20 protein-coding genes are annotated in these 19,298 nt (G+C 68.5%); 4 read left to right on the forward strand and 16 right to left on the reverse strand.

Annotated elements, in window-relative coordinates; genetic code table 11:
* Positions 1 to 123 precede the first annotated feature (123 nt).
* The 10 genes from WS57_RS18020 to WS57_RS18065 form a co-directional block, all read right to left on the reverse strand.
* On the reverse strand, positions 124 to 1,170 hold the full coding sequence (locus WS57_RS18020) for an LLM class flavin-dependent oxidoreductase (protein WP_009695130.1): 1,047 nt from the start codon (positions 1,168 to 1,170) through the stop codon (positions 124 to 126).
* Positions 1,167 to 1,601 carry an ExbD/TolR family protein gene (locus WS57_RS18025; protein WP_009695129.1) on the reverse strand — a complete coding sequence of 145 codons (435 nt, stop codon included), beginning with the start codon at positions 1,599 to 1,601 and terminating at the stop codon, positions 1,167 to 1,169. Before WS57_RS18025 ends, WS57_RS18020 begins: the two co-directional genes overlap by 4 nt.
* Positions 1,602 to 1,603: 2 nt before the next feature.
* The gene (locus WS57_RS18030) at positions 1,604 to 2,407 is read right to left on the reverse strand and encodes a MotA/TolQ/ExbB proton channel family protein (RefSeq protein WP_059513674.1); all 804 of its coding nucleotides are present in this window, start codon (positions 2,405 to 2,407) and stop codon (positions 1,604 to 1,606) included.
* Positions 2,408 to 2,441: 34 nt separating this feature from the next.
* Positions 2,442 to 3,239 (reverse strand): TonB family protein, encoded by a 798-nt coding sequence (locus WS57_RS18035; protein ID WP_059513671.1) that lies wholly within the window; start codon positions 3,237 to 3,239, stop codon positions 2,442 to 2,444.
* A gap of 324 nt (positions 3,240 to 3,563) precedes the next feature.
* Positions 3,564 to 4,679, reverse strand: a complete 1,116-nt coding sequence (locus tag WS57_RS18040) for a lysozyme inhibitor LprI family protein (RefSeq protein WP_009692394.1) — start codon at positions 4,677 to 4,679, stop codon at positions 3,564 to 3,566.
* 131 nt (positions 4,680 to 4,810) lie between these two features.
* The gene (locus tag WS57_RS18045; protein ID WP_069244659.1) at positions 4,811 to 5,818 is read right to left on the reverse strand and encodes a CobW family GTP-binding protein; all 1,008 of its coding nucleotides are present in this window, start codon (positions 5,816 to 5,818) and stop codon (positions 4,811 to 4,813) included.
* Positions 5,815 to 7,482, reverse strand: coding sequence for an amidohydrolase (locus WS57_RS18050; RefSeq protein ID WP_009692391.1), 1,668 nt, complete (start codon positions 7,480 to 7,482; stop codon positions 5,815 to 5,817). The genes WS57_RS18045 and WS57_RS18050 overlap by 4 nt, the downstream gene beginning before the upstream one ends.
* A 37-nt stretch (positions 7,483 to 7,519) precedes the next feature.
* A complete protein-coding gene (locus WS57_RS18055) occupies positions 7,520 to 8,914 on the reverse strand; it encodes a sodium:solute symporter family protein (protein WP_060253865.1) in 1,395 nt (464 codons plus the stop codon).
* A gap of 78 nt (positions 8,915 to 8,992) precedes the next feature.
* On the reverse strand, positions 8,993 to 9,187 hold the full coding sequence (locus WS57_RS18060; RefSeq protein ID WP_009692389.1) for a DUF3311 domain-containing protein: 195 nt from the start codon (positions 9,185 to 9,187) through the stop codon (positions 8,993 to 8,995).
* Between the two features lie 188 nt (positions 9,188 to 9,375).
* A complete protein-coding gene (locus WS57_RS18065) occupies positions 9,376 to 10,260 on the reverse strand; it encodes a LysR family transcriptional regulator (protein WP_038455189.1) in 885 nt (294 codons plus the stop codon).
* Between the two features lie 126 nt (positions 10,261 to 10,386).
* Here WS57_RS18065 and WS57_RS18070 point away from each other — a divergent pair, with 126 nt between their 5' ends.
* A complete protein-coding gene (locus WS57_RS18070; RefSeq protein ID WP_009692386.1) occupies positions 10,387 to 11,112 on the forward strand; it encodes a pirin family protein in 726 nt (241 codons plus the stop codon).
* Positions 11,113 to 11,172: 60 nt separating this feature from the next.
* Positions 11,173 to 11,775, forward strand: a complete 603-nt coding sequence (wrbA, locus tag WS57_RS18075; RefSeq protein WP_059513665.1) for an NAD(P)H:quinone oxidoreductase — start codon at positions 11,173 to 11,175, stop codon at positions 11,773 to 11,775.
* Between the two features lie 115 nt (positions 11,776 to 11,890).
* On the opposite strand, the gene WS57_RS18080 is transcribed toward wrbA, so the two are convergent.
* From WS57_RS18080 to WS57_RS18090, 3 genes are all read right to left on the reverse strand, one after another.
* A complete protein-coding gene (locus WS57_RS18080) occupies positions 11,891 to 12,208 on the reverse strand; it encodes a hypothetical protein (protein WP_059605281.1) in 318 nt (105 codons plus the stop codon).
* A gap of 191 nt (positions 12,209 to 12,399) precedes the next feature.
* Entirely contained in the window at positions 12,400 to 13,134 is a 735-nt protein-coding gene (locus WS57_RS18085) for an LrgB family protein (protein ID WP_009693727.1), read from the reverse strand.
* Positions 13,131 to 13,502: a CidA/LrgA family protein gene (locus WS57_RS18090; RefSeq protein WP_069244660.1), complete on the reverse strand. Its 372-nt coding sequence runs from the start codon at positions 13,500 to 13,502 to the stop codon at positions 13,131 to 13,133. The genes WS57_RS18085 and WS57_RS18090 overlap by 4 nt, the downstream gene beginning before the upstream one ends.
* A 440-nt stretch (positions 13,503 to 13,942) precedes the next feature.
* Between WS57_RS18090 and WS57_RS18095 the strand changes: the two genes are divergently transcribed.
* Positions 13,943 to 14,764, forward strand: a complete 822-nt coding sequence (locus WS57_RS18095; protein WP_069244661.1) for an alpha/beta fold hydrolase — start codon at positions 13,943 to 13,945, stop codon at positions 14,762 to 14,764.
* An 81-nt stretch (positions 14,765 to 14,845) separates the two neighbouring features.
* Here the strand turns inward: WS57_RS18095 and WS57_RS18100 are convergent, their stop codons facing one another.
* From WS57_RS18100 to WS57_RS18110, 3 genes are all read right to left on the reverse strand, one after another.
* Positions 14,846 to 15,883: an alpha/beta hydrolase gene (locus WS57_RS18100; protein WP_069244662.1), complete on the reverse strand. Its 1,038-nt coding sequence runs from the start codon at positions 15,881 to 15,883 to the stop codon at positions 14,846 to 14,848.
* Between the two features lie 44 nt (positions 15,884 to 15,927).
* On the reverse strand, positions 15,928 to 16,353 hold the full coding sequence (locus WS57_RS18105) for an organic hydroperoxide resistance protein (protein WP_069244663.1): 426 nt from the start codon (positions 16,351 to 16,353) through the stop codon (positions 15,928 to 15,930).
* A 177-nt stretch (positions 16,354 to 16,530) separates the two neighbouring features.
* The gene (locus tag WS57_RS18110) at positions 16,531 to 17,097 is read right to left on the reverse strand and encodes a TetR/AcrR family transcriptional regulator (RefSeq protein ID WP_009693721.1); all 567 of its coding nucleotides are present in this window, start codon (positions 17,095 to 17,097) and stop codon (positions 16,531 to 16,533) included.
* 308 nt (positions 17,098 to 17,405) lie between these two features.
* Between WS57_RS18110 and WS57_RS18115 the strand changes: the two genes are divergently transcribed.
* Positions 17,406 to 19,259 carry an ABC transporter ATP-binding protein gene (locus tag WS57_RS18115; RefSeq protein WP_059605275.1) on the forward strand — a complete coding sequence of 618 codons (1,854 nt, stop codon included), beginning with the start codon at positions 17,406 to 17,408 and terminating at the stop codon, positions 19,257 to 19,259.
* Positions 19,260 to 19,298 lie beyond the last annotated feature (39 nt).

The raw sequence follows: 19,298 nt of genomic DNA on the forward strand, positions 1-19,298 counted from the left end.
GAGTCGTCACGGTGATGGACTTCTCGCCGATAGAACGGGCATTGCTGCCGCAAATGTGCGCTTGTCTTGCCGCGAAACGATGGAGGGATCGCTCATGGCACTCGATCCCCCCTTCGTCTCCGATTACGCGACCGCAACCGCCTCGCCGATTCGCCATCCGAGATGCGGCGCGACATACTGCACGAAGTCGGTGAGGATCTGCACGTACTCGTCGGCCGCGAAGTCATACGGCAGCTCCAGCCGCAATTCGCCGGTCAGCCTGACGATCGGGTCGGCCAGCAACCGCTCGACGATCTCCGCGGCACTGCCGACCAGGTCCGGCGCATACAGCGTCCGCTTCGGGCCCTGCGGGCCGAGCGTGCGCTCGAACCGTTGCGCGGCGAATGCGCGATAGCGCCGCACGCTGGCCCGATCCGCGCTGTCGGTCGGCACGATCACGCGCCCGAGCGCGATGCGCGGCGGCTGCGCGCCGCGCCAGTTCGCGCGGTACGTAGCGATATGGCTGCGCTGCGCGACGAAGAAGTCGTCGGTGCACTCGCCGCGGTTCAGGTTGCCGATCAGCAGGTGGAAGCCGTGACGGCCCGCCCATTCGACCGAGCGCAGCGAGCCGCCGCCATACCAGAGCCGCTGCGTCAGCCCGGGCGCGTAGGGCATCACGCGCGGCCGCTCGCGGCCGGCCGGCGATTCGACGAAGCTGTGTTCGTCGCCGAGCGGCTCGCCCGTCAAATTCGCGCGCAATCGTGCGACGCGCGCATGCGAGAAGTCGATCTGCTCCGGCGCGGCGTCGAACAGCCGGTCGCCGAGCAACGCGCCGTGCGGCGGCGCGCCGGCGCTAAGCCCGACGTTGAGCCGGCCTCGCGACAGGATGTCGACGGTCGCCAGATCCTCGGCCAGCCGGAACGGATTCTCGTAGCCCATCTGGATCACCGCGGCGCCCAGCCCGATCCGCGTCGTATGCTGGCTCGCCGCCGCGAGAAACGTGGCCGCCGACGACACCGCGCGCTCGAGATGCCGCTGCCGTACCCACGCACTGTCGTAGCCGAGCGCTTCGCCGATCCGGAACAGGTCGAGCGTCTGCTCGAGGCCCGGCAGCGGATCGTCGGCCGCATAGTTGCCGGGCGTCAGGAAGCTGATCCGCGCGATGCGCACGCCGTCGGCCGCGAGCGTCATCGTTGCTTCGGCGGCTCGGACACGAGCGCGACCTTCGCGTAGCCCGCATCGCTGATCTCGCCCATCGTCGCGATCACGGTGCCATACGGCAGCGCCTGATCGCCGCGCAGGAAGACGCGCCGCTCGCGATCGCCGCCGGTCGCGCTCGCGAGCGCGGCGCGCAGCTGGCCGGCCGCGACCGCGGACTTGTCGACGAACACCTGCCCGCGACGATCGATGCTGACCGCGATCGGCGGCTTTTCCTCGTTCAGCGGCCGCGCGTTGCTGGTCGGCAGATCGACCTTGACACCCGACGCCATCAGCGGCGCCGCGATCATGAACACGATCAGCAGCACCAGCATCACGTCGACGAGCGGCGTGACGTTGATCTCGCTGACCGGCGCGCCGAACGATGCGCCCGGGCCGCGCGGGCCCGACAGTTTCGCGCCCATGATCACGCTCCGCTCGTGGCGACCTGCGCGCCCGCGACCGGCGCGCGCGCATCGTGACGGCGCGTATCGTCGACGCGCTGCGCGTCGCCGCCTGCATCGGGCCGCGCTTCACCCGCATCGAGCAGCCGCGACAGCTCGACCTCGACACGCCCGGTCAGCGCGCCGAGCTGGTTCGCATAGCGGCCGAGATCGCCCGACGCGCGGTTGTACGCGACCACCGCCGGAATCGCGGCGACGAGGCCGAGCGCGGTGGCGAACAGCGCTTCCGAGATCCCCGGCGCGACGACCGACAGGCTCGTGTTGTTGGTTGCGGCGATTCCCTGGAACGAATTGATGATGCCCCACACGGTGCCGAACAGGCCGACGAACGGGGCGACCGCGCCGACCGTCGCGAGCAGCTGCAGCCCGCGCTGCAGCGTGTCGAGCTCGGCACCGATCGCGATCTGGCCGATCCGCGCGAGCCGCTCCTTCAGGCTGTCGAAGGTCGCGGGCGAACGCGCGAGGCCGCGCCGCTGGCTGTCGTCCCATTCGCTGCCGAGCGCCGCGTAGATCCGCGCGAACGGATCGGCCGGCTGCGTGCGCAGCGCGTCGGCGAGCGCACGCAAGCGCTCGGGCGTGTCGAGCGCCGCGCTCCAGCGCCGCGCGCGGGCGCGCAGTTCGCGAAAGCGGATCAGCTTGTCGGCGATCACGGCCCACGTCAGCAGCGACGCGAGCGCCAGCACGATCATGATCGCCTTCACGATCGCGTCGGCCTGCACGAAGAGGTCCCACGGAGAAAGATGCTGCACGAGCTGTGCTGTCGTCATGGTGCGGTTTTCCTTTGAGGTCGGTCGACGATCGTCATTCGGACTGGTAGACGATCGCCCCCTTGAGGACGTAGGACGAGCCGCCGAGATCCGGCAGCTTCGGGAACGGTGCGGCCGCGCGGATCGCGTCGAGCGCGGCGGCGTCGAGCATGTCTTCGCCGGACGGCTGGATGTCGCAGCGGACCAGCGAACCGTCGGGCGCCAGCACCAGCCGGTAGCCGACGCGGCCGTCGAGATGCTTCAGGCGCGCGAGGCGCGGATAGCGGTCGATCGCGCTGCGGTTGATGCGCTCGAACACCTGCCGCACGTAATCGCTCGGGATGCCCTCCTGGCCGATCACGCGCGCCGGCGCGGGTGCGCTCGGCGCGGCGGAGCGGGCCGGTGCGTCGGGTGCGGCCGTCGGTGTTGGCTGCGCCGCCGGTGCGGCGGCCGGTGCGGGTTCGGCAGAAGGAGCCGGCGTCGCCTGGATCGGCTTCGACGTATCGGCCGGCGCGGCCGCGCGCGGAGTGGGTGCGCGCGCAACGGGCGGCGCGGTCCGACGCGGCGGCGCCGGTTGCGCTTTCGGCTGGGGCGGCTGCGGCGGCCGCGCCGTCGAAGGCGGCTGGACCGGCTCCGGTGCGGACTGCGTCAACACGAGTTCGATCGTCCGTCCAGGCTGCCGTTCGTGCGGCGCATGCGTCGACCATGCGAGCAGCGCCGCCAGCGCGAGCGCATGGAGTGCGATCGACGCTGCAGGCCCGCGCGCATCGCGCCAGCGCGCAGCGACACCGGACGGACGGGGCGGCACGGCGGGTAACGCGAACTCGAACGAGCCCGGCTCGAGCGTACTCATCGGCGGCCCCTTTCGAGCGCCAAACTCGGCCCGATATGCTCGACGAAGCGCGGCACCGCGCGCGACGCGGGCTCCGCGAATGCGCGTGCTCTCGCGCGCACCGAAGGAGGACGGTGCTCGCGTTGCGGCAGCGAAATCAGCGATGGGAAGTCTGTGCGGTTGTCCATGATCCGAGCCCGGCGGACCGGTTATCGAATCGGGTGTCCGCACGAGTGCTTGATCTTAGTCAAGCGCGGCCGCACGCAAAATACCGATTGCTCCGATGCTTCACTGCCCCACCCTGATAACGAATCCCGTATTCGCCACAGTGCGGCACCGCTCCCTTCACCGCATCACGTCGACCGGAATACTCTCGCCGGCAGCCAGCCCGCCCACCTCGCGATTGACCTTGTCGAGATTGTCGTGCCACGCGCGAATCGTCTTGGGCATCGTCTTGCGCCACGCCGGCACGTTCGAGTAGTAACGCATCCGCAGCTTGTTGCCTGCATCGAACACCAGCAGCCCGATCCACAGATCGGTGCCGCGGCTCATCACGATGGCCGCGTTCGTCGTCGCGATGCCGCGCACCCAGAGCGACTGCACGTCGGCATGCAGCCCGTCGAGATCCTGTTCCTTCGCGCCGGAATTGGCGGTATCGACCAGCGCCTGATAGTCGGCACCGAGCAGCGCGTGCGCGGCCGCATCCTGCTTCGCGTCGGTCAGGACCTTCAGGCTCAGCAGGCTGGCCGGCGAACGGGCCTGGTCCTGCGCGGCGGTCACGTAGTCGCCGTCATAAGAAACGCCCGCCCCGGCGCCGCAATCGAAGTCCGCCCCGTGCTGCGTCACGTGGATGCGTGCGCCCTTGCGACTGAAATCGAGCCTGCATTGATCGTACCGGTAGGTGCCGCTGTCGCCGTGCAGCACGACGTCGCCGTCGAGTGCGCCGGTGTTGCCGCCGTTGTTGCCGCTCAGCGTGAAGTGAAGGCGCGGCGCCGTGCCGGTAAACGTCAGGCCGCCGCCGACAGACGGATTGTCGCTGTCCCTGTACCACGTCTGCTGCCAGCGATCGGCCGCGAGCGGCGCGCCGTTCAGGCTGGCGAGCCGCTCGCGATAGCGGTCGCCCAGACAGTCGCGGTCCGCGCCGCAGCGGTCGCGCTGCTTCAGCCATTTCAGTTGCGACGCTTTCAGCGCGCCCGTGTCGCCGCCTTTCGCGAGCGCCGCTTTCCATGCGGTCGCGAGTTCGCCGTCGAGCCTCGACAGCGCGGCGTCCGCGCAGATCGCCTTCTCGGTCGGCGACGCCGCCTTCGCGCAGTCGAAGCCCGCCGCGTGCGCGGCGATCGGCAACCCCAGCAGCGCCGCGGTCGCGACCGATCGCAGGTTGATATGCCACGCACCACGCGACGCAAGCGTCGCCGGCCCTCGCTCGCCAATGCGAGCATTCGATCGTCTGTCGTTTGTCATCGGATGGGATCGTCGCTGAATCGCGGGCGCGCAGTTTCTACGCGCCCGATACGTTCAAGGTAAAAATGCCCGGTCCTGCAGGCGACGCATGCAGTCGCCCGCCGAAGCGTAACCCGAACGCATCGCGTCGATCAATCGACGTTCGATGCTGTCTCGAAGCTGCCGGCCATCGTCCCGCATTGCGCGAGTCCGTCGCGCAGCATCGCGTCGGTCGACGCGTCGATGATCCCGATGAATACCATCACGCCCGGCGGCTCGGTCGGTCCTTCGTCCTCGATCGAAGCGAACCGGGTTCGCCCCGCCGCGAGCTGGCATACACGCAGCGCGACGCCGTCGGCATCCGCGACGCGGACGATGCCCTTGGCGCGCAGGATCGTGCGCGGCAACGCCTTCAGCCACGCGCGCAAGCGTGCCTTGTCGAGCACGTCCGGCACCGCGATCGTCGTGCTCGCGAGCGCCGGCATCGTGTCGCTGCCGATCGGCCGGTGCCCGCGCGCGACGCGCAGCGTCGTCCGGCGATCCGGCACCGCCGCATCGAACAGCAGCGCGAGCGGAATCGCGCCGTGCGTCGCCGCGACGACGATATCGGTCGGCGCATGCGCGCGCACGCCGGCGAGCGCCGCGTCGCGCTGCGCGGGCGCGAGCAGGTCGAGCTTGGTCACGACGACCGCGCTCGCGCCATCCAGCTGTCGCTGTGCCATCGCGCCGACGAGCGGATCGGCCAGCGTGTCCGGCAACGCGAGCGCATCGGCGACGACCAGCACCGAGGTCAACCGGAACGCGCCGTTCAGTAATCCGATCTGGGCGATCTTCGCCGGGTCGGCCACGCCGCTCGCTTCGACGAGCAGCAGATCGGGACGCGCGCCGCGCGTCGCGACACGCGTCAGCGCATCGACGAGCGCGCCGCCGATCGTGCAGCAGATGCAGCCGTTGTCGAGTTCGATCAGGTCGTCGCCGCGCGCGAGAACGAGCCGCGCGTCGATGTTCACTGCGCCGAAATCGTTGACGAGCACCGCGATGCGCCGGCCGTGCGGCGCCTGCAGGATCGCGTTGACGACGGTCGTCTTGCCCGCGCCGAGATAGCCGCCGACCACCGCGAGATCGATCGGCGCGAGCCGCATCGCGAGCGGCGCGCTCATCGCGGCGACCGGAACACACGCCCGCCGAGCACGGTGCCCCATACCGTCAGCGCGTTCAGGCGCTCGGGCGCACATGCCGACGGATCGTCGTCGAGCACCGCGAAATCCGCGAACTTGCCGACCTCGATGCTGCCGACCAGATGATCCATCTTCAGCGTATAGGCGGCGCCGAGCGTGATCGCGCGCAGCGCATCGTCGACGCCGATCCTTTCGCCCTCGCCGAGCACGCGGCCCGACGCGGTTTCGCGCCGCACCGCACACCATGCGGTGAACAGCGGATCGAGCGGCGTGATCGGCGCGTCCGAATGCAGCGCGAACGGCACGCCGAGCCGCCGCGCGGAGCCGGCCGGATTCATCCGGTTTGCGCGATCGGGGCCGATGGTCTGGCTGTAATGGGCATCGCCCCAGTAGTACAGATGATTCGCGAAGAAGTTCACGCACAGGCCGAGCGCACGGACGCGCGCGAGCTGCGCGGCGTCGGCCATCTGGCAATGCTGCAGCGTATGGCGATGATCGGGGCGCGGGTGGCGCGCGAGCAGCGTCGTCATCGCGTCGAGCACGACCTCGGTCGCTTCGTCGCCGTTGGTATGCACGTGCAGTTGCAGCCCCGCGCAATGGAACGGCTCGAACGCGTCGACAAGCTGCGCGGGCGGAATCAGCCACAGCCCGTTCGGCTGGCCGCCCGCATAACCGGGCCAGCGCACGCGCGCGGTAAAGCCCTGGATCGACCCGTCGACGATGAACTTCACGGGCCCGAAGCGCAGCTTGTCGGTATTGCGCCCGATCGCCGCGAGCACGCTGTCGGCGCCGCGGGCCGGATTGCGCTGCGGCGCGAATGCCGGCACGATCCGCACCGGATAGTCGGGATCGTCGGTCACGTCGCGCAGCGTGCGATTGCCATCGGGCGACAGGTCGTTGACGAGATCGGTGGCCGTCGTCACGCCCGCGAGCTGCGCGACGCGGCCGAAGTTGCGAATCGCGTGCGGCTTCTCGCTCGCGGAAATCGCCAGCTTGCCGCCGATCGTCTGATAGACCGGGAACATCGCCGCGAACTCCTGCAGCTCGCCGGTCGGGCGCCCGTCGGCGTCGCGCGTAATGCCGTCGATGTCGGTGTCCTCGTCGATGCCCGCCTGCGCGAGCATCGCGCCGTTCACGTTCATCAGATGCACGCTCGCATGCAGGATCGCGATCGGCCGGCGCGCCGACACGCGGTCGAGCTCGCGCACCGTCAGTCGCGCCGTGCCGAAGAAGATCGGATCGAAGCCCCACGCGAGCAGCGGCCCGTCGTCGGTCATCGCGCGCTCGGCCGCGGCGAGCCGGTCGAGCACCGCGTCGAGCGAGCGCAGGCCCGGCCATAGCGTGCCGTCCGGCCCGCGCCGGTCGTAGTAGCCGACGTACACCGCATCCCACATCGCGCCTTCCATCAGATGACAATGCCCTTCGACGAGCCCCGGCATCAGCACCTTGTCGCGCAGCGTGTCGTCGGTCGTGCATGCGCCGTGCTGCGCGCGCCATGCCGCTGCATCGGCGGCGTCGCCGACCGCGAGGATGCGGCCGTCGCGCACGGCGACATGGGTGGCCGCCGGCTGCGCGGGATTCATCGTCAGGATGCGGCGCGCCGTGAAGATCGTCACGGGCGCGAGCGGATGTGCGACTGCCTGCATGAACTGGACTCCCTCGGTACGACGCATCGGCGCTGCGTCAGGACACCGCGTAACGCTTGACCGGACGCCCGCGCAGCATGCCGTGCACGGCCGCGACGACGAGCACGTTGATGATCAGGCACACGAGGCCGATATTGATCCCGCCGAAATCGACATGGAAAAGATAGAACAGCATCGCGAGCGCCTGCCCGCACAGCATCCCCGCAGCCACTGCGGCGGGCCGCACGCGGCGCTGCGCGAGCAGGATCAGCACGCCGGGCAGGAACTGCGTGATGCCGTAGAAGGTCGTGTTGATCAGCGTCAGCATCAGGTTCGGCGTGAGCAGCGTGGTCGTGATCGACAGCAGCAGATAGCCGACGATCACGTATTTGGCCGCGCGCTTCTGGCGCGTCTCGGGCAGGTTCGGCATCAGGTTGCGCGTGACGATCGGCCCGATCGCGAGACAGATGCCGGCGAGCACGAGCAGCCCCGACAGCGCGGCGCCGGCCGCGACGAGGCCGATCAGCCAGCCGGGCAGCAAATGCACGACCGCGGCGAAGAACGCGTCGTTCGGCGACGCGAGCTTCAGGTTGGCGGTGATCGCGTAGTACGACGCGACCACCAGGAACGGATACATCAGCATGTACAGCGGCATCGCGACCTGCGTGCGGCGGATCGTGTTCGGTCCGCGCGCGGTGAAGAAGCCCTGCACCGCGAACGGCATGATGTAGAAGCCGAGCGACTGATACAGCATCGTGCTCATCGAGAAGCGCAGCTGCGGCGCGGTCATCGTGTTGCTGACCTGCCGGCTCGCGGCGTCGAACACCGGATGCACGCCGCCCACCTTCCACGCGACGGCCACGCCCGTCACGACGATCGCAAGCAGCATCAGGGTGTCCTTCAGGATCGCGATATACGCGGACGCGCGCACGCCCGAGATCGCGATATAGGTAAACGCGAGCGCCGCGCATACCAGGATCAGGTACAGCGGCTCGACGTGCCAGCCGAGCCCCTTGAGCGCCGCGGCCAGCCCCGTGAACTGCATCTGCCCCCACGGGATCAGGAACAGGATCGATGCGAGCGCAACGATCAGTTCGAGCGCGCGACTGCCGTAGTGCCCCTTGAACAGGTCGGCGAGCGTGATCGCGCGATGACGGCGGCCGGCCTCCCAGATCTTCGGGCCGATGAAATAGCCAATCGGGTAGGCGAGCAGGATATAGCCGAGGAACCATACGCCATAGGTCGGCCCCTTCGCGTAGATGCCGCCGGGAAAGCCGACCATCGTGCCGATGCTGTAGATCTCGCCGGCGGTCAGGAAGAACAGCAGCGCGGTGCCGAACTGGCCGGACGCGACGAAGAAGTCATGCACGCTCTGCTTGCCGTGCCCGCGACGGGAACGCAGCGCGAGGTAGAGCGACAGCGCGATCAGCGCGGCGAAAACGACCGTTGACATGCGCACCTCTGCGGAAGGACGGGAACGAGGGAGTCGCCGGAAAACGGCCGCGGCCGGCGCACCGCGAAGCAACGCCGGCTATGCGCCGCTCGCGCGGCGGTCGAACAGCATCCAGCACGCGAACAGGCAGCCCGAGGTCAGCACGAACCACGCGAAGATCCACATGAAGACGAACGGCACGCCCAGCACGTAGCGATCCTGCGACGCGACCCACGGCAGCACGCCCAATACGCCGAGATACGGAATACCGATGCCGATCAGATACCTGAGCATGCGCGCCTCCTCGATCATGGATTCGTCCGGAACAGCGATGCGGGTGCGCGGCCGCGATGGGGCACGACGGGGCCGCGCGAAATCGTCGAGGCCAGTATTCGAAGACAAAAAGACGCGGGATAGTGCCAGACACGGGGAATCGTTTGGACCAGCGACGGATGGCGACGCGGCGCGCCGCGCGCGGCCCGTTACGCGGCGCGCCCGAACCGCTCGGCCAGAAACCCGATGAAGGTGCGCAGCGTGACGAAGCCTTCGCGGTGCTGCGGGAACACCGCGTTCAGCGTGATCGGCGCCGGCGCATACGCGTCGAGCACCGGCACCAGCGCGCCGCCGTCGAGCGCCCCGCCGACGATGAAATGCGGCAGCAGCGCGATGCCGAGGCCCGCGATCGCGGCGTCGCGCACCACTTCGCCGTTGTTCGCGACCAGCGGCCCCTGCACGTCGAAGGTGCGCGCCGCACCGTCGACGCGAAACTCCCAGCCGACGCGCCGTTCGCGCCCGTACAGCAGGCAGGTGTGGTTCGCGAGCTCCGCCGGCGTCGCCGGCGCGCCGTGCCGCTTCAGGTAGGCCGGGCTCGCGCACGCGATCATCCGCCACGCGCCGAGCGGCCGCGCGATCAGCGTCGAATCCTCGAGCGCGCCGATCCGCAGCACGAGGTCGAAACCTTCGCCGATCAGGTCGACGCGCCGGTCGGTCAGGTCGAGGTTGAGCCGCACGGCCGGGTGCGCGGACAGGAACTCGGCGATCAGCGGCGACAGATGCGTGATCCCGAACGACAGCGGCGCGCTGATCTTCAGCGAGCCGTGCAGTTCGGTGCTGCGCACCGACATCGCCTGCTCGGCGTCGGCGACCTCGGCCAGGATCCGCTGCGCGCGCGCATAGAACTCCTGCCCCGATTCGGTGACCGCGAGATTGCGCGTGTTGCGATGCAGGAGACGCACGCCGAGCGACGCCTCGAGCGCCATCGTGCGCCGGCTGACGAACTGCTTCGACAGCATCAGCTGGTCGGCCGCCGCCGTGAAGCTGCCCGCGTCGACCGTCGCGACGAAGATCCGGAGATCGTTGAGTTCCATATTGTCCACCTCGATGTGACGGTGATTATCTCCATAGCCATTTATTTGTCAAATAGATTGACCTACGATGCATGTCAACGAAGCGCCGAACCCATTCCGAGGCGAGGCGACATCAAGGACACCATCATGATCGAGACCCGTGCAGCAAACCAACGTGGCCGTGCCGAGCATGGCTGGCTCAGCTCCCGCCACACGTTTTCGTTCGCCAACTACTACGATCCGAAGCAGGTCGGCTTTTCCGACCTGCTGGTGATCAACGACGACCGCGTCGCGCCGGGCCGCGGCTTCGGCACGCACCCGCACCGCGACATGGAAATCCTGTCGTACGTGCTGGAAGGCGCGCTGGAGCATAAGGATTCGATGGGCACCGGCTCGGTGATCGTGCCGGGCGACGTGCAGCTGATGAGCGCCGGCACCGGCGTGCGTCACAGCGAGTTCAACCACTCGCACGACACGCCGGTCCACTTCCTGCAGATCTGGGTCGGGCCGGCCGAGAAAGGCGCCGAGCCGCGCTATCAGCAGACGAATGTCGCGGCCGACGACAAGCGCGGCAAGCTCGCGCTCGTCGTGTCGCCGAACGGCGACGCCGGTTCGCTGAAGATCCGCCAGGACACGCGGATCTACGCGGGCCTGTTCGACGGCGACGAGCGCGCGACGCTCGAGCTGGCGCCGGACCGCTTCGCGTACGTGCATGTCGCACGCGGCAGCGTGACGGTCAACGGCACGACGCTCGGCGAAGGCGACGGCGCGCGCATCCGCGGCGAGCAGGCGCTGACGTTCGCCGACGGCAAAGATGCCGAAGTGCTGGTATTCGACCTGCGCCCGGTCGAAGTCACGGCCGAGTGGGCATAACGCCCGCCCGGAAAACCTGGCCCCGCCCGATGCGGGGCCTTTCAATCGGAGATTCGCAACATGGCCAAGGTACTCGTCCTCTACTACTCGTCCTACGGGCACGTCGAAACGATGGCGCAGCACGTCGCGGAAGGCGCGAAATCGGTGCCCGGCGTCGAGGTCACGGTCAAGCGCGTGCCGGAGACCATTCCCGCCGACCAGGCGAAGGCGATCGGCATCAAGGTCGACCAGGCCGCGCCGGTCGCCACGCCGGACGAGCTCGCCGATTACGACGCGATCATCTTCGGCACGCCGACCCGCTTCGGCAACATGGCCGGCCAGATGCGCACCTTCCTCGACCAGACGGGCGGCCTGTGGATGAAGGGCGCGCTGGTCGGCAAGCTCGGCAGCGTGTTCGCGTCGACCGGCACGCAGCACGGCGGCCAGGAAACGACGATCACGTCGTTCCACACGACGCTGCTGCACCACGGGATGGTGATCGCGGGCGTGCCTTACGCATGCAGCGGGCTCGTCAACATGAGCGAGATCACGGGCGGCACGCCGTACGGCGCGACCACGCTCGCGGGCGCAGACGGCAGCCGCCAGCCGAGCGCGAACGAGCTCGACATCGCGCGCTACCAGGGCAAGCACGTCGCGGAACTCGCGAGCAAGCTCGCGTCGTAAACGCACGGGCCGCGCTGCTGCGCGGCCTCGAATGCGTCGCGGCAGCCGCCGCGACAAAAACGCGCGGGCGGACGGCGCCGGCCAGGCCGCCGTCCGCCCGCGCGCGTTCCGGCCGTTACTGGCCCGAAGCCGGCGTGGCCGGCGCCGCTTTCGCCGGCGGCTTCTGCACGGCGTTCTGCGGATAGTTGCTCTGGTCGTTGGTCAGCCGGTAGCCGGTGCCGGTACCGATCGCCTTCAGGTCCGACGCATGCCGCGCCCGCGCCGCCTTGCGCGCGGCTTTCTTCTTCGCCTTGTCGAGCTGCTTCTGCGTCGGCGCGGATGCCGCCGACGCGTCCGTCTGGTCCTGCGCGAACGCCGCCGGCGCGGCGGTCAACAACAGACCGAACGACGCCGTTACCGCCACTGCCACCGAAACCACGCGAGACTGCTTCATGGCCGGATCTCCTTGTCGATTGTTGGTTGTGGGTCAAGCAGCGCCGGCCTCAATGACGGCGCCGTTGCAACGTTAGCCGATCGCCGCATGCTTGTCCGTGTGCGTTCCTGAATTCTCCCGATAACGGCCCGCATACGTCCGTATCGGGCAACCCGCGGCAGCCGTCGGGGAATACCCGCGACCGGCCCGATTCAGATCCAGCGCGACAGCACCGGCAGCAGGATCGGCACGACGAACGCGGTCAGCACGCCGTTCAGCCCCATCCCGAGCCCGGCGAACGCGCCGGCTTCCTCGCCGACCTGGAACGCGCGCGCGGTGCCGATCCCGTGCGACGCGACGCCGAGCGCGAAGCCGCGCACGGCCGGCTCGTCGATGCGCAGCGTATTGAGGATGCCACGTGCGCACACCGCGCCAAAAATCCCGGTCGAAATCACCAGCACCGCCGTCAGCGACGGAATCCCGCCGATCTCGGCGGCGACGGCCATCGCGATCGGCGTCGTCGCGGATTTCGGCGCGAGCGACGCGATCGTCTGATGCGACGCGCCGAACAGCGCGGCGATGCCGACCGCCGACACGATCGCCGTCAGCGAACCCGCGAGCAGGCCGATCAGCAGCGGCAGCGCGCTGCGTCGCAGTTTCGACCACTGGCGGTAAAGCGGCAACGCCAGCGCGACGGTCGCGGGGCCGAGCAGGAAGTGCACGAACTGCGCGCCTTCGAAGTAGGTCGGATACGGCGTATGCGTGACCGTCAGCAGCACGACGATCACCGCGACCGCGATCAGCACCGGGTTCGCGAGCGGATTGAAGCGCGCCTTCGCATAGACGGCCTGCGCGAACAGATAGGCGAGCAGCGTGATCGTCAGGCCGAGCAGCGGACTCGCGGCGAGATAGACCCAGATCGCGCCGAGTTTCGGAAAGGCCGTCATTGCGAGCCCTCCACGCCGGCGCCCGCGCGGCGCTGGCGACGCAGCAGCGCGCGCGTGACGAGCGCGGTCACGGCGATCGCGAGCGTGGTGCTCACGGCCAGCGCGACAACGACCGCGAGCGCATCGCCGCGCACGCGATCGGCCGACACCATGATGCCGACGCCGGCCGGCACGAACAGCAGCGACAGGTGACGCAGCAGTTCGAGCGCGGTCGGCTCGATCGCCTCGGCCACCTGCGGCCGCAGCATCACGAAACCGAACAGCAGCAGCATGCCGATCACCGGGCCCGGCACCGGCAGCCCGAACAGATAGGACACGCCTTCCCCGAGACACTGGAAGGTCAGCAACACCGCGAACGCCTGCAGCATGAAGCGCTTCTCCTGAACGTGGCCGCGACGCCGCGCGGCCGACGGGCCGGCCTGCGCGCGGCGGCCGGCGTGAACGATAGGCGCGATCGTACCAATAATGCCGGCGGCGCGGGCCGCGTGCGGCCCGGTCGGTTCACGATAGCCGCGTAGCGCCTCGACGGCCCTCGGCGTTCTGAAATGTTCTGTCGCGCGTCGTTGCCCGAAGCGGACTGTCGCCCGTCCGGCGCGCCTCTCCCGCAGGCCCGGCGGCGCCTTCATGAAATTTCAGGCGGAATTCAGGCCGGCCCGGCCGGATCGGCCTATGCTGCTCAACAGTCTGCGCGGGGCGGCGTCGAAGCCGGCCCGCGCCGCACCGTCGTCACGCCGCTGTCGCGTCGCCATCACGCCGCGCGATACCGGTCGCCGTCCATCGCCAGCACAACTCACCAGGAGCGCAAGTCATGACCACGATCACCACGAAAGACGGCACGCAGATCTACTACCGCGACTGGGGCAGCGGCCGCCCGGTCGTCTTCTCGCACGGCTGGCCGCTGTGCGGCGACGCCTGGGACGCGCAGATGCTGTTCCTGCTGCAGCAAGGCTACCGCGTGATCGCACACGACCGGCGCGGCCACGGACGCTCGGACCAGCCGTCGCAAGGCAACGACATGGACACCTATGCCGACGATCTCGCCGCGCTGCTCGACGCGCTCGACCTGCACGATGCGACGCTGGTCGGCCACTCGACAGGCGGCGGCGAAGTCGCGCACTACATCGGCCGCCATGGCACGAAACGCGTCGCGAAGGCCGTGCTGATCGGTGCGGTGCCGCCGTTGATGCTGAAGACGGCCGCCAACCCCGGCGGCCTTCCGATCGACGTGTTCGACGGCATCCGCAAGGGCGTCGCCGACAATCGCTCGCAGTTCTACAAGGATCTCGCGATCCCGTTCTTCGGCTTCAACCGCCCCGACGCGAAGGTGTCGCAAGGCACGATCGACGCGTTCTGGGCACAGGGAATGATGGGCGGCATTCACGGCCAGTACCTGTGCATCCGCGAGTTCTCCGAAGTCGACTACACCGACGATCTGAGGAAGATCGACGTGCCGACGCTGATCCTGCACGGCGACGACGACCAGATCGTGCCGATCGACGATTCGGGGCGCCTGTCCGCCGAGATCGTGAAAAACGCGCAGTTCAAGGTGATCGAGGGCGGCTCGCACGGGATGTGCGTGGTCGACGCACCGACGATCAATGCCGCACTGCTCACGTTCCTGCAGTCGTAAGTAACGGCGGCCATCGGCCCGCCGGCGGAATGCTCGCGCCCCTGCCGCATTGCTGCGCGGCAAGGGCCCGACGCCACCGCCTTACTTCAGGCGCGTCGCGATTTCGTTGGCCATCGCCTTCATCGCGGCCTGGGTCGGCGCATCGTCGGCCAGTGCGTTCAGCAGGCCGAAATCGTGGATCGTGCCGTCGTATCGCGTGGTCGTCGCTTCGACGCCCGCCGCATCGAGCTTGCGCCCATAGGCCTCGCCTTCGTCGTGCAGCACGTCGAACTGCGCGACCTGGATCAGCGCCGGCGGCAGACCCTTGAGCTGCGCGGTGCTCGCACGCAGCGGCGACGCGTAGATCTCGTTGCGCTGCGCGTCGCTCTTCGTGTACGCGTCCCAGAACCACTTCATCATCGGCCGCGTCAGGAAGTGGTCTTGCTGATACGCGTTGTACGAACCCGTGTTGAAGTCGTGATCCGTGACCGGCCACATCAGGCCCTGGAAGCGGATCGCCGGGCCGCCCTTGTCCTTCGCCATCAACGCGACGACCGCTGCCATGTTGCCGCCGACGCTGTTGCCGACCACCGCGAGCCGGCTGCCGTCGACGCCGATCTCCGCGCCGTGCGCGGCCACCCACTTCGTCGCCGCATAGGCCTGGTTGATCGCGACCGGGTAATGCGCCTCCGGCGACGGCGTGTAGTTGACGAACACGGCCACCGCGCCCGACTGCACGACCAGATCGCGCACCAGACGCTCGTGCGTCGGGAAGTCGCCGAGCACCCAGCCGCCGCCGTGGATGAACATGAACACCGGCAGCGTGCCCGTCGCGCCCTGCGGACGAACGATCGTGACCGGCACCGACACGCCGTCCTGCTCGATCGTACGGTTCGATACGTCGATGCCGGACAGGTCGACCTTCACGCCGTTCTGCGCATCGACCAGCACCTGCCGTGCCTTCGCGGGGCTCAGCGTCTCGAGGCCCGGGCCCTTCTGCCCGTTCAGCGCCGCGAGGAACCGGCTGGTCACCGCATCGGGCTGCACGGATTCGGCGCCGGCGGCGAACGCGGCCGGTGCGGCGGACGAAATGGCTGCGACGGCGGCGGCGGCGATCAACAGCGGCTTGACGATCTTCATGATGGACTCCTTGGTAATCGATGGACGGTTCGGACAGTCGTGAATCAGGCGAGCGTGAGCGTGACGTCGATGTTGCCGCGCGTCGCGTTCGAGTACGGGCAGACGAGGTGTGCGCGGTCGGTCAGCGTCTGCGCGACGTCGCGGTCGAGGCCCGGCAGCGAAACCTTCAGTTCGACCTCGATGCCGAAGCCGTTCGGGATCGCGCCGATGCCGACACTGCCGTCGACCGATGCGTCGGCGGGGATCGCGATCTTGTCGCGGGCCGCGACGAACTTCATCGCGCCGATGAAGCACGCGCTGTAGCCGGCCGCGAAAAGCTGTTCGGGGTTCGCGCCCGCGCCGCCGGCGCCGCCGAGTTCACGCGGCGTGGTCAGCTTCAGGTCCAGGTTGCTCTCGGCTACCGTGGCGCGGCCGTCGCGGCCGCCGGTTGCCTTTGCGTGAGCACGGTAGAGCACTTTTTCGATCGACATAACAGACTCCTTTCGACAAGTAAGTGGAACAGCTTTTGTTTATCTACTCATAGATAGATAAACATGCCCAAAAAAAGCAGGTGCCCGATGCACCCGCCTTGCATCATCTATCTACCACAAGATAGATAACAAAGCCCAAACAAAGGGCGGCGAACCGCCCTGCTTTTGCGCGGCCTGTCAGGCGCGCGCTTTCCAGACTGCCTCGACATCCTCCAGGCGCGCCCGCGTATGAAACAGCCGGCTCGCCAGCACACTGCCCTGGAATGCCGCGTACAAGGTTCGCGCCGCCGTTTCCGGATCGCCGCTGAACACCAGCGTACCTTCCTTCGCGCCCTGCGCCAGCAGTTCCGCGAGCCAGTTCTCGTTGGCCCGGAAGAACGTCTGCACGGCGTGCCGCACGGTGTCCGGCAACGATTCGATATCGGCCGCCAGCATTCCGCACAGGCAGATCCGGTCGCCGTCGCCGAGCGTTCGGCCGAACAGCTTCGTATACCGGCTCAGCTTCGCGTCGGCCGGCAGCGCCGGATCGATCGCGCGCATCGCCGTGAGCACGTCGTCGCTGTACACCGATACCGCTTCCAGCACGAGGTCGTCCTTCGACGGGAAGTAGTAATGGATGCTCGACGTCTTCACGCCGACCAGGTCGGACAGGTCTCGATAGCTGAAGCCGTTGTAGCCGCGCAGCATCATCAGCGTGATCGCGTGGTCGAGAATCTGTTCGCGGACGGTCGGTGTCGTTTCCATGGATCGAACTTTATCTACTCGTAGATAGAGAGTCAAGCGGTTTTTTCGGTTTCAATCCGATCCGCGGAAAATGCGGGAACCCGGCACCCCGTGCGACGCCCGGGCGGACGGGCCGCCGCTTTCGCGGCGCCTCGGTGTCCCCTCGACCCGCATCGGGCAACACGCCGGTCCGACGCGGCGCCGGCAGGCAACCGGCAAGCAGCCGCCCCCGATCAATGCGACACTCGCTGCCGAACGATGCGGCAACAAGCGCCGCTCCGGTCGGGCCGATGCGCATGCCCGGCCGATCGCCTCCAGGAGAAAGCTCGATGTACTCGTGGTTCGAACGGCGCCTGCCGACTTTTCCGCTCGAAGACCCCGTCACGCCGCCGAAGGGATTCTTCTCGTTCGTCTGGGCGTGCACGAAGGGCGCGCGCGGCTGGCTGCTGCTGATCGCGCTGACCTCCGCCGCGCTCGCCGCGTACGAGGCCGCGCTGTTCGCGATGATGGGGCGCGTCGTCGACTGGCTGTCGTCCGCGACGCCGGCGAATTTCGGCGACCGGCACTTCGGCGCGCTGGCCGGCTTTGCGGCGATCCTCGCGGGCAGCGCGCTGCTGATTGCGCTGCATACGATGGTCAAGCATCAGGTGCTGGCAATCAACTTCCCGATGCGCCTGCGCTGGCTGTTTCACCGGCTGATGCTCGACCAGAGCCTGTCGTTCTACGCGAACGAATTCGCCGGACGCGTGACGACCAAGATCATGCAGACCGCGCTCGCCGTACGCGACGCGCTGTTCATGTCGGTCGACGTCGTGATCGGCGTCGCCGCGTACCTGATCGGCATCCTCGCGCTCGCGGCCAGCTTCGACTGGCGGCTGACGGTGCCGCTCGCGCTGTGGGCGCTCGGCTACGGCGCGGCCTGCGCCTATTTCGTGCCGCGCCTCGGACGCGTCGGCAGCCAGCAGGCCGACGCGCGCGCGCTGATGACGGGCCGCATCACCGACGCCTATTCGAACATCACGACCGTGAAGCTGTTCTCGCACACGCGGCGCGAAGCCGACCACGCGCGCCGCGCGATGGAAGCGTTCAAGGTCACCGGCGATGCGCAGATGCGCCTCGTCAGCGCGTTCGAGATCGTCAACCACCTGCTGTCGACGCTGCTGCTGGTCGGCTCGGCCGGGCTCGCGCTGTATCTGTGGATGCATGGCGAGGCCAGCGCGGGCGTCGTCGCGGCCGTGATCGCAATGGCGCTGCGGCTGTCGAGCTATTCGCACTGGATCATGTGGGAGATGACCGAGCTGTTCGAGAACGTCGGCACGATCCAGGACGGCATCACGACGCTGACCCGCGTGCGCAGCGTCGTCGACGCGCCCGATGCACGGCCGCTCGTGGTACGGCACGGCACGATCGTGTTCGACAACGTGCAGTTCTCGCACGACGACAACGACAAGCCGGTGTTCGACGGCCTGAACCTGACGATTCGCGCCGGCGAACGGATCGGGCTGATCGGTCGCTCGGGCGCCGGCAAGTCGACGCTCGTGAACCTGCTGCTGCGCTTCTACGATGTCGACGGCGGCGCGATCCGGATCGACGGGCAGGACATCGCGCACGTCACGCAGGACAGCCTGCGCGCCGCGATCGGCATGGTCACGCAGGACACGTCGCTGCTGCACCGGACGATGCGCGAGAACATCCTGTACGGCCGCCCCGATGCGACCGAGCGCGAGCTGCGCGATGCGGCCGTGCGCGCGGAAGCGTCCGGGTTCATCGAGCAGCTGCGCGACCGGCACGGGCGCAGCGGCTACGACGTCGAGGTCGGCGAGCGCGGCGTGAAGCTGTCGGGCGGCCAGCGGCAGCGCGTCGCGATCGCGCGCGTGATGCTCAAGGACGCGCCGATCCTGGTGCTCGACGAAGCGACCAGCGCGCTCGATTCGGAAGTGGAGGTCGCGATCCAGCACAGCCTCGACCAGTTGATGAGCGGCAAGACGGTGATCGCGATCGCGCACCGGCTGTCGACGATCGCGGCGATGGACCGGCTGATCGTGCTCGACGAAGGGCGCATCGTCGAGGAAGGCACGCATCAGCAATTGCTGCAGGCGGGCGGGATCTATGCGGCGCTGTGGGCGCACCAGAGCGGCGGCTTCCTCGGCGAGACGGCGGACGAGGCGGCACCCGCGCAGTGAGCGTTGCGGCGAAGCCGCCCGTGAGCATGTGTGCACGCG

The organism is Burkholderia pseudomultivorans (genome assembly GCF_001718415.1).
Taxonomy (GTDB): Bacteria; Pseudomonadota; Gammaproteobacteria; order Burkholderiales; family Burkholderiaceae; genus Burkholderia; species Burkholderia pseudomultivorans_A.

Excerpts from the sequence above, each read along its gene's own strand:
- WS57_RS18025 (WP_009695129.1), bottom strand. The coding sequence starts at position 1,601 with ATGGGCGCGAAACTGTCGGGCCCGCGCGGCCCGGGCGCATCGTTCGGC.
- WS57_RS18100 (WP_069244662.1), bottom strand. The coding sequence starts at position 15,883 with ATGAAGATCGTCAAGCCGCTGTTGATCGCCGCCGCCGCCGTCGCAGCC.
- WS57_RS18050 (WP_009692391.1), bottom strand. The coding sequence starts at position 7,482 with ATGCAGGCAGTCGCACATCCGCTCGCGCCCGTGACGATCTTCACGGCG.
- WS57_RS18095 (WP_069244661.1), top strand. The coding sequence starts at position 13,943 with ATGACCACGATCACCACGAAAGACGGCACGCAGATCTACTACCGCGAC.
- WS57_RS18105 (WP_069244663.1), bottom strand. The coding sequence starts at position 16,353 with ATGTCGATCGAAAAAGTGCTCTACCGTGCTCACGCAAAGGCAACCGGC.
- WS57_RS18060 (WP_009692389.1), bottom strand. The coding sequence starts at position 9,187 with ATGCTCAGGTATCTGATCGGCATCGGTATTCCGTATCTCGGCGTATTG.
- WS57_RS18030 (WP_059513674.1), bottom strand. The coding sequence starts at position 2,407 with ATGACGACAGCACAGCTCGTGCAGCATCTTTCTCCGTGGGACCTCTTC.
- WS57_RS18090 (WP_069244660.1), bottom strand. The coding sequence starts at position 13,502 with ATGCTGCAGGCGTTCGCGGTGTTGCTGACCTTCCAGTGTCTCGGGGAA.
- WS57_RS18070 (WP_009692386.1), top strand. The coding sequence starts at position 10,387 with ATGATCGAGACCCGTGCAGCAAACCAACGTGGCCGTGCCGAGCATGGC.
- WS57_RS18085 (WP_009693727.1), bottom strand. The coding sequence starts at position 13,134 with ATGACGGCCTTTCCGAAACTCGGCGCGATCTGGGTCTATCTCGCCGCG.
- WS57_RS18080 (WP_059605281.1), bottom strand. The coding sequence starts at position 12,208 with ATGAAGCAGTCTCGCGTGGTTTCGGTGGCAGTGGCGGTAACGGCGTCG.
- WS57_RS18115 (WP_059605275.1), top strand. The coding sequence starts at position 17,406 with ATGTACTCGTGGTTCGAACGGCGCCTGCCGACTTTTCCGCTCGAAGAC.
- WS57_RS18020 (WP_009695130.1), bottom strand. The coding sequence starts at position 1,170 with ATGACGCTCGCGGCCGACGGCGTGCGCATCGCGCGGATCAGCTTCCTG.
- wrbA (WP_059513665.1), top strand. The coding sequence starts at position 11,173 with ATGGCCAAGGTACTCGTCCTCTACTACTCGTCCTACGGGCACGTCGAA.
- WS57_RS18040 (WP_009692394.1), bottom strand. The coding sequence starts at position 4,679 with ATGACAAACGACAGACGATCGAATGCTCGCATTGGCGAGCGAGGGCCG.
- WS57_RS18045 (WP_069244659.1), bottom strand. The coding sequence starts at position 5,818 with ATGAGCGCGCCGCTCGCGATGCGGCTCGCGCCGATCGATCTCGCGGTG.
- WS57_RS18055 (WP_060253865.1), bottom strand. The coding sequence starts at position 8,914 with ATGTCAACGGTCGTTTTCGCCGCGCTGATCGCGCTGTCGCTCTACCTC.
- WS57_RS18065 (WP_038455189.1), bottom strand. The coding sequence starts at position 10,260 with ATGGAACTCAACGATCTCCGGATCTTCGTCGCGACGGTCGACGCGGGC.
- WS57_RS18035 (WP_059513671.1), bottom strand. The coding sequence starts at position 3,239 with ATGAGTACGCTCGAGCCGGGCTCGTTCGAGTTCGCGTTACCCGCCGTG.
- WS57_RS18110 (WP_009693721.1), bottom strand. The coding sequence starts at position 17,097 with ATGGAAACGACACCGACCGTCCGCGAACAGATTCTCGACCACGCGATC.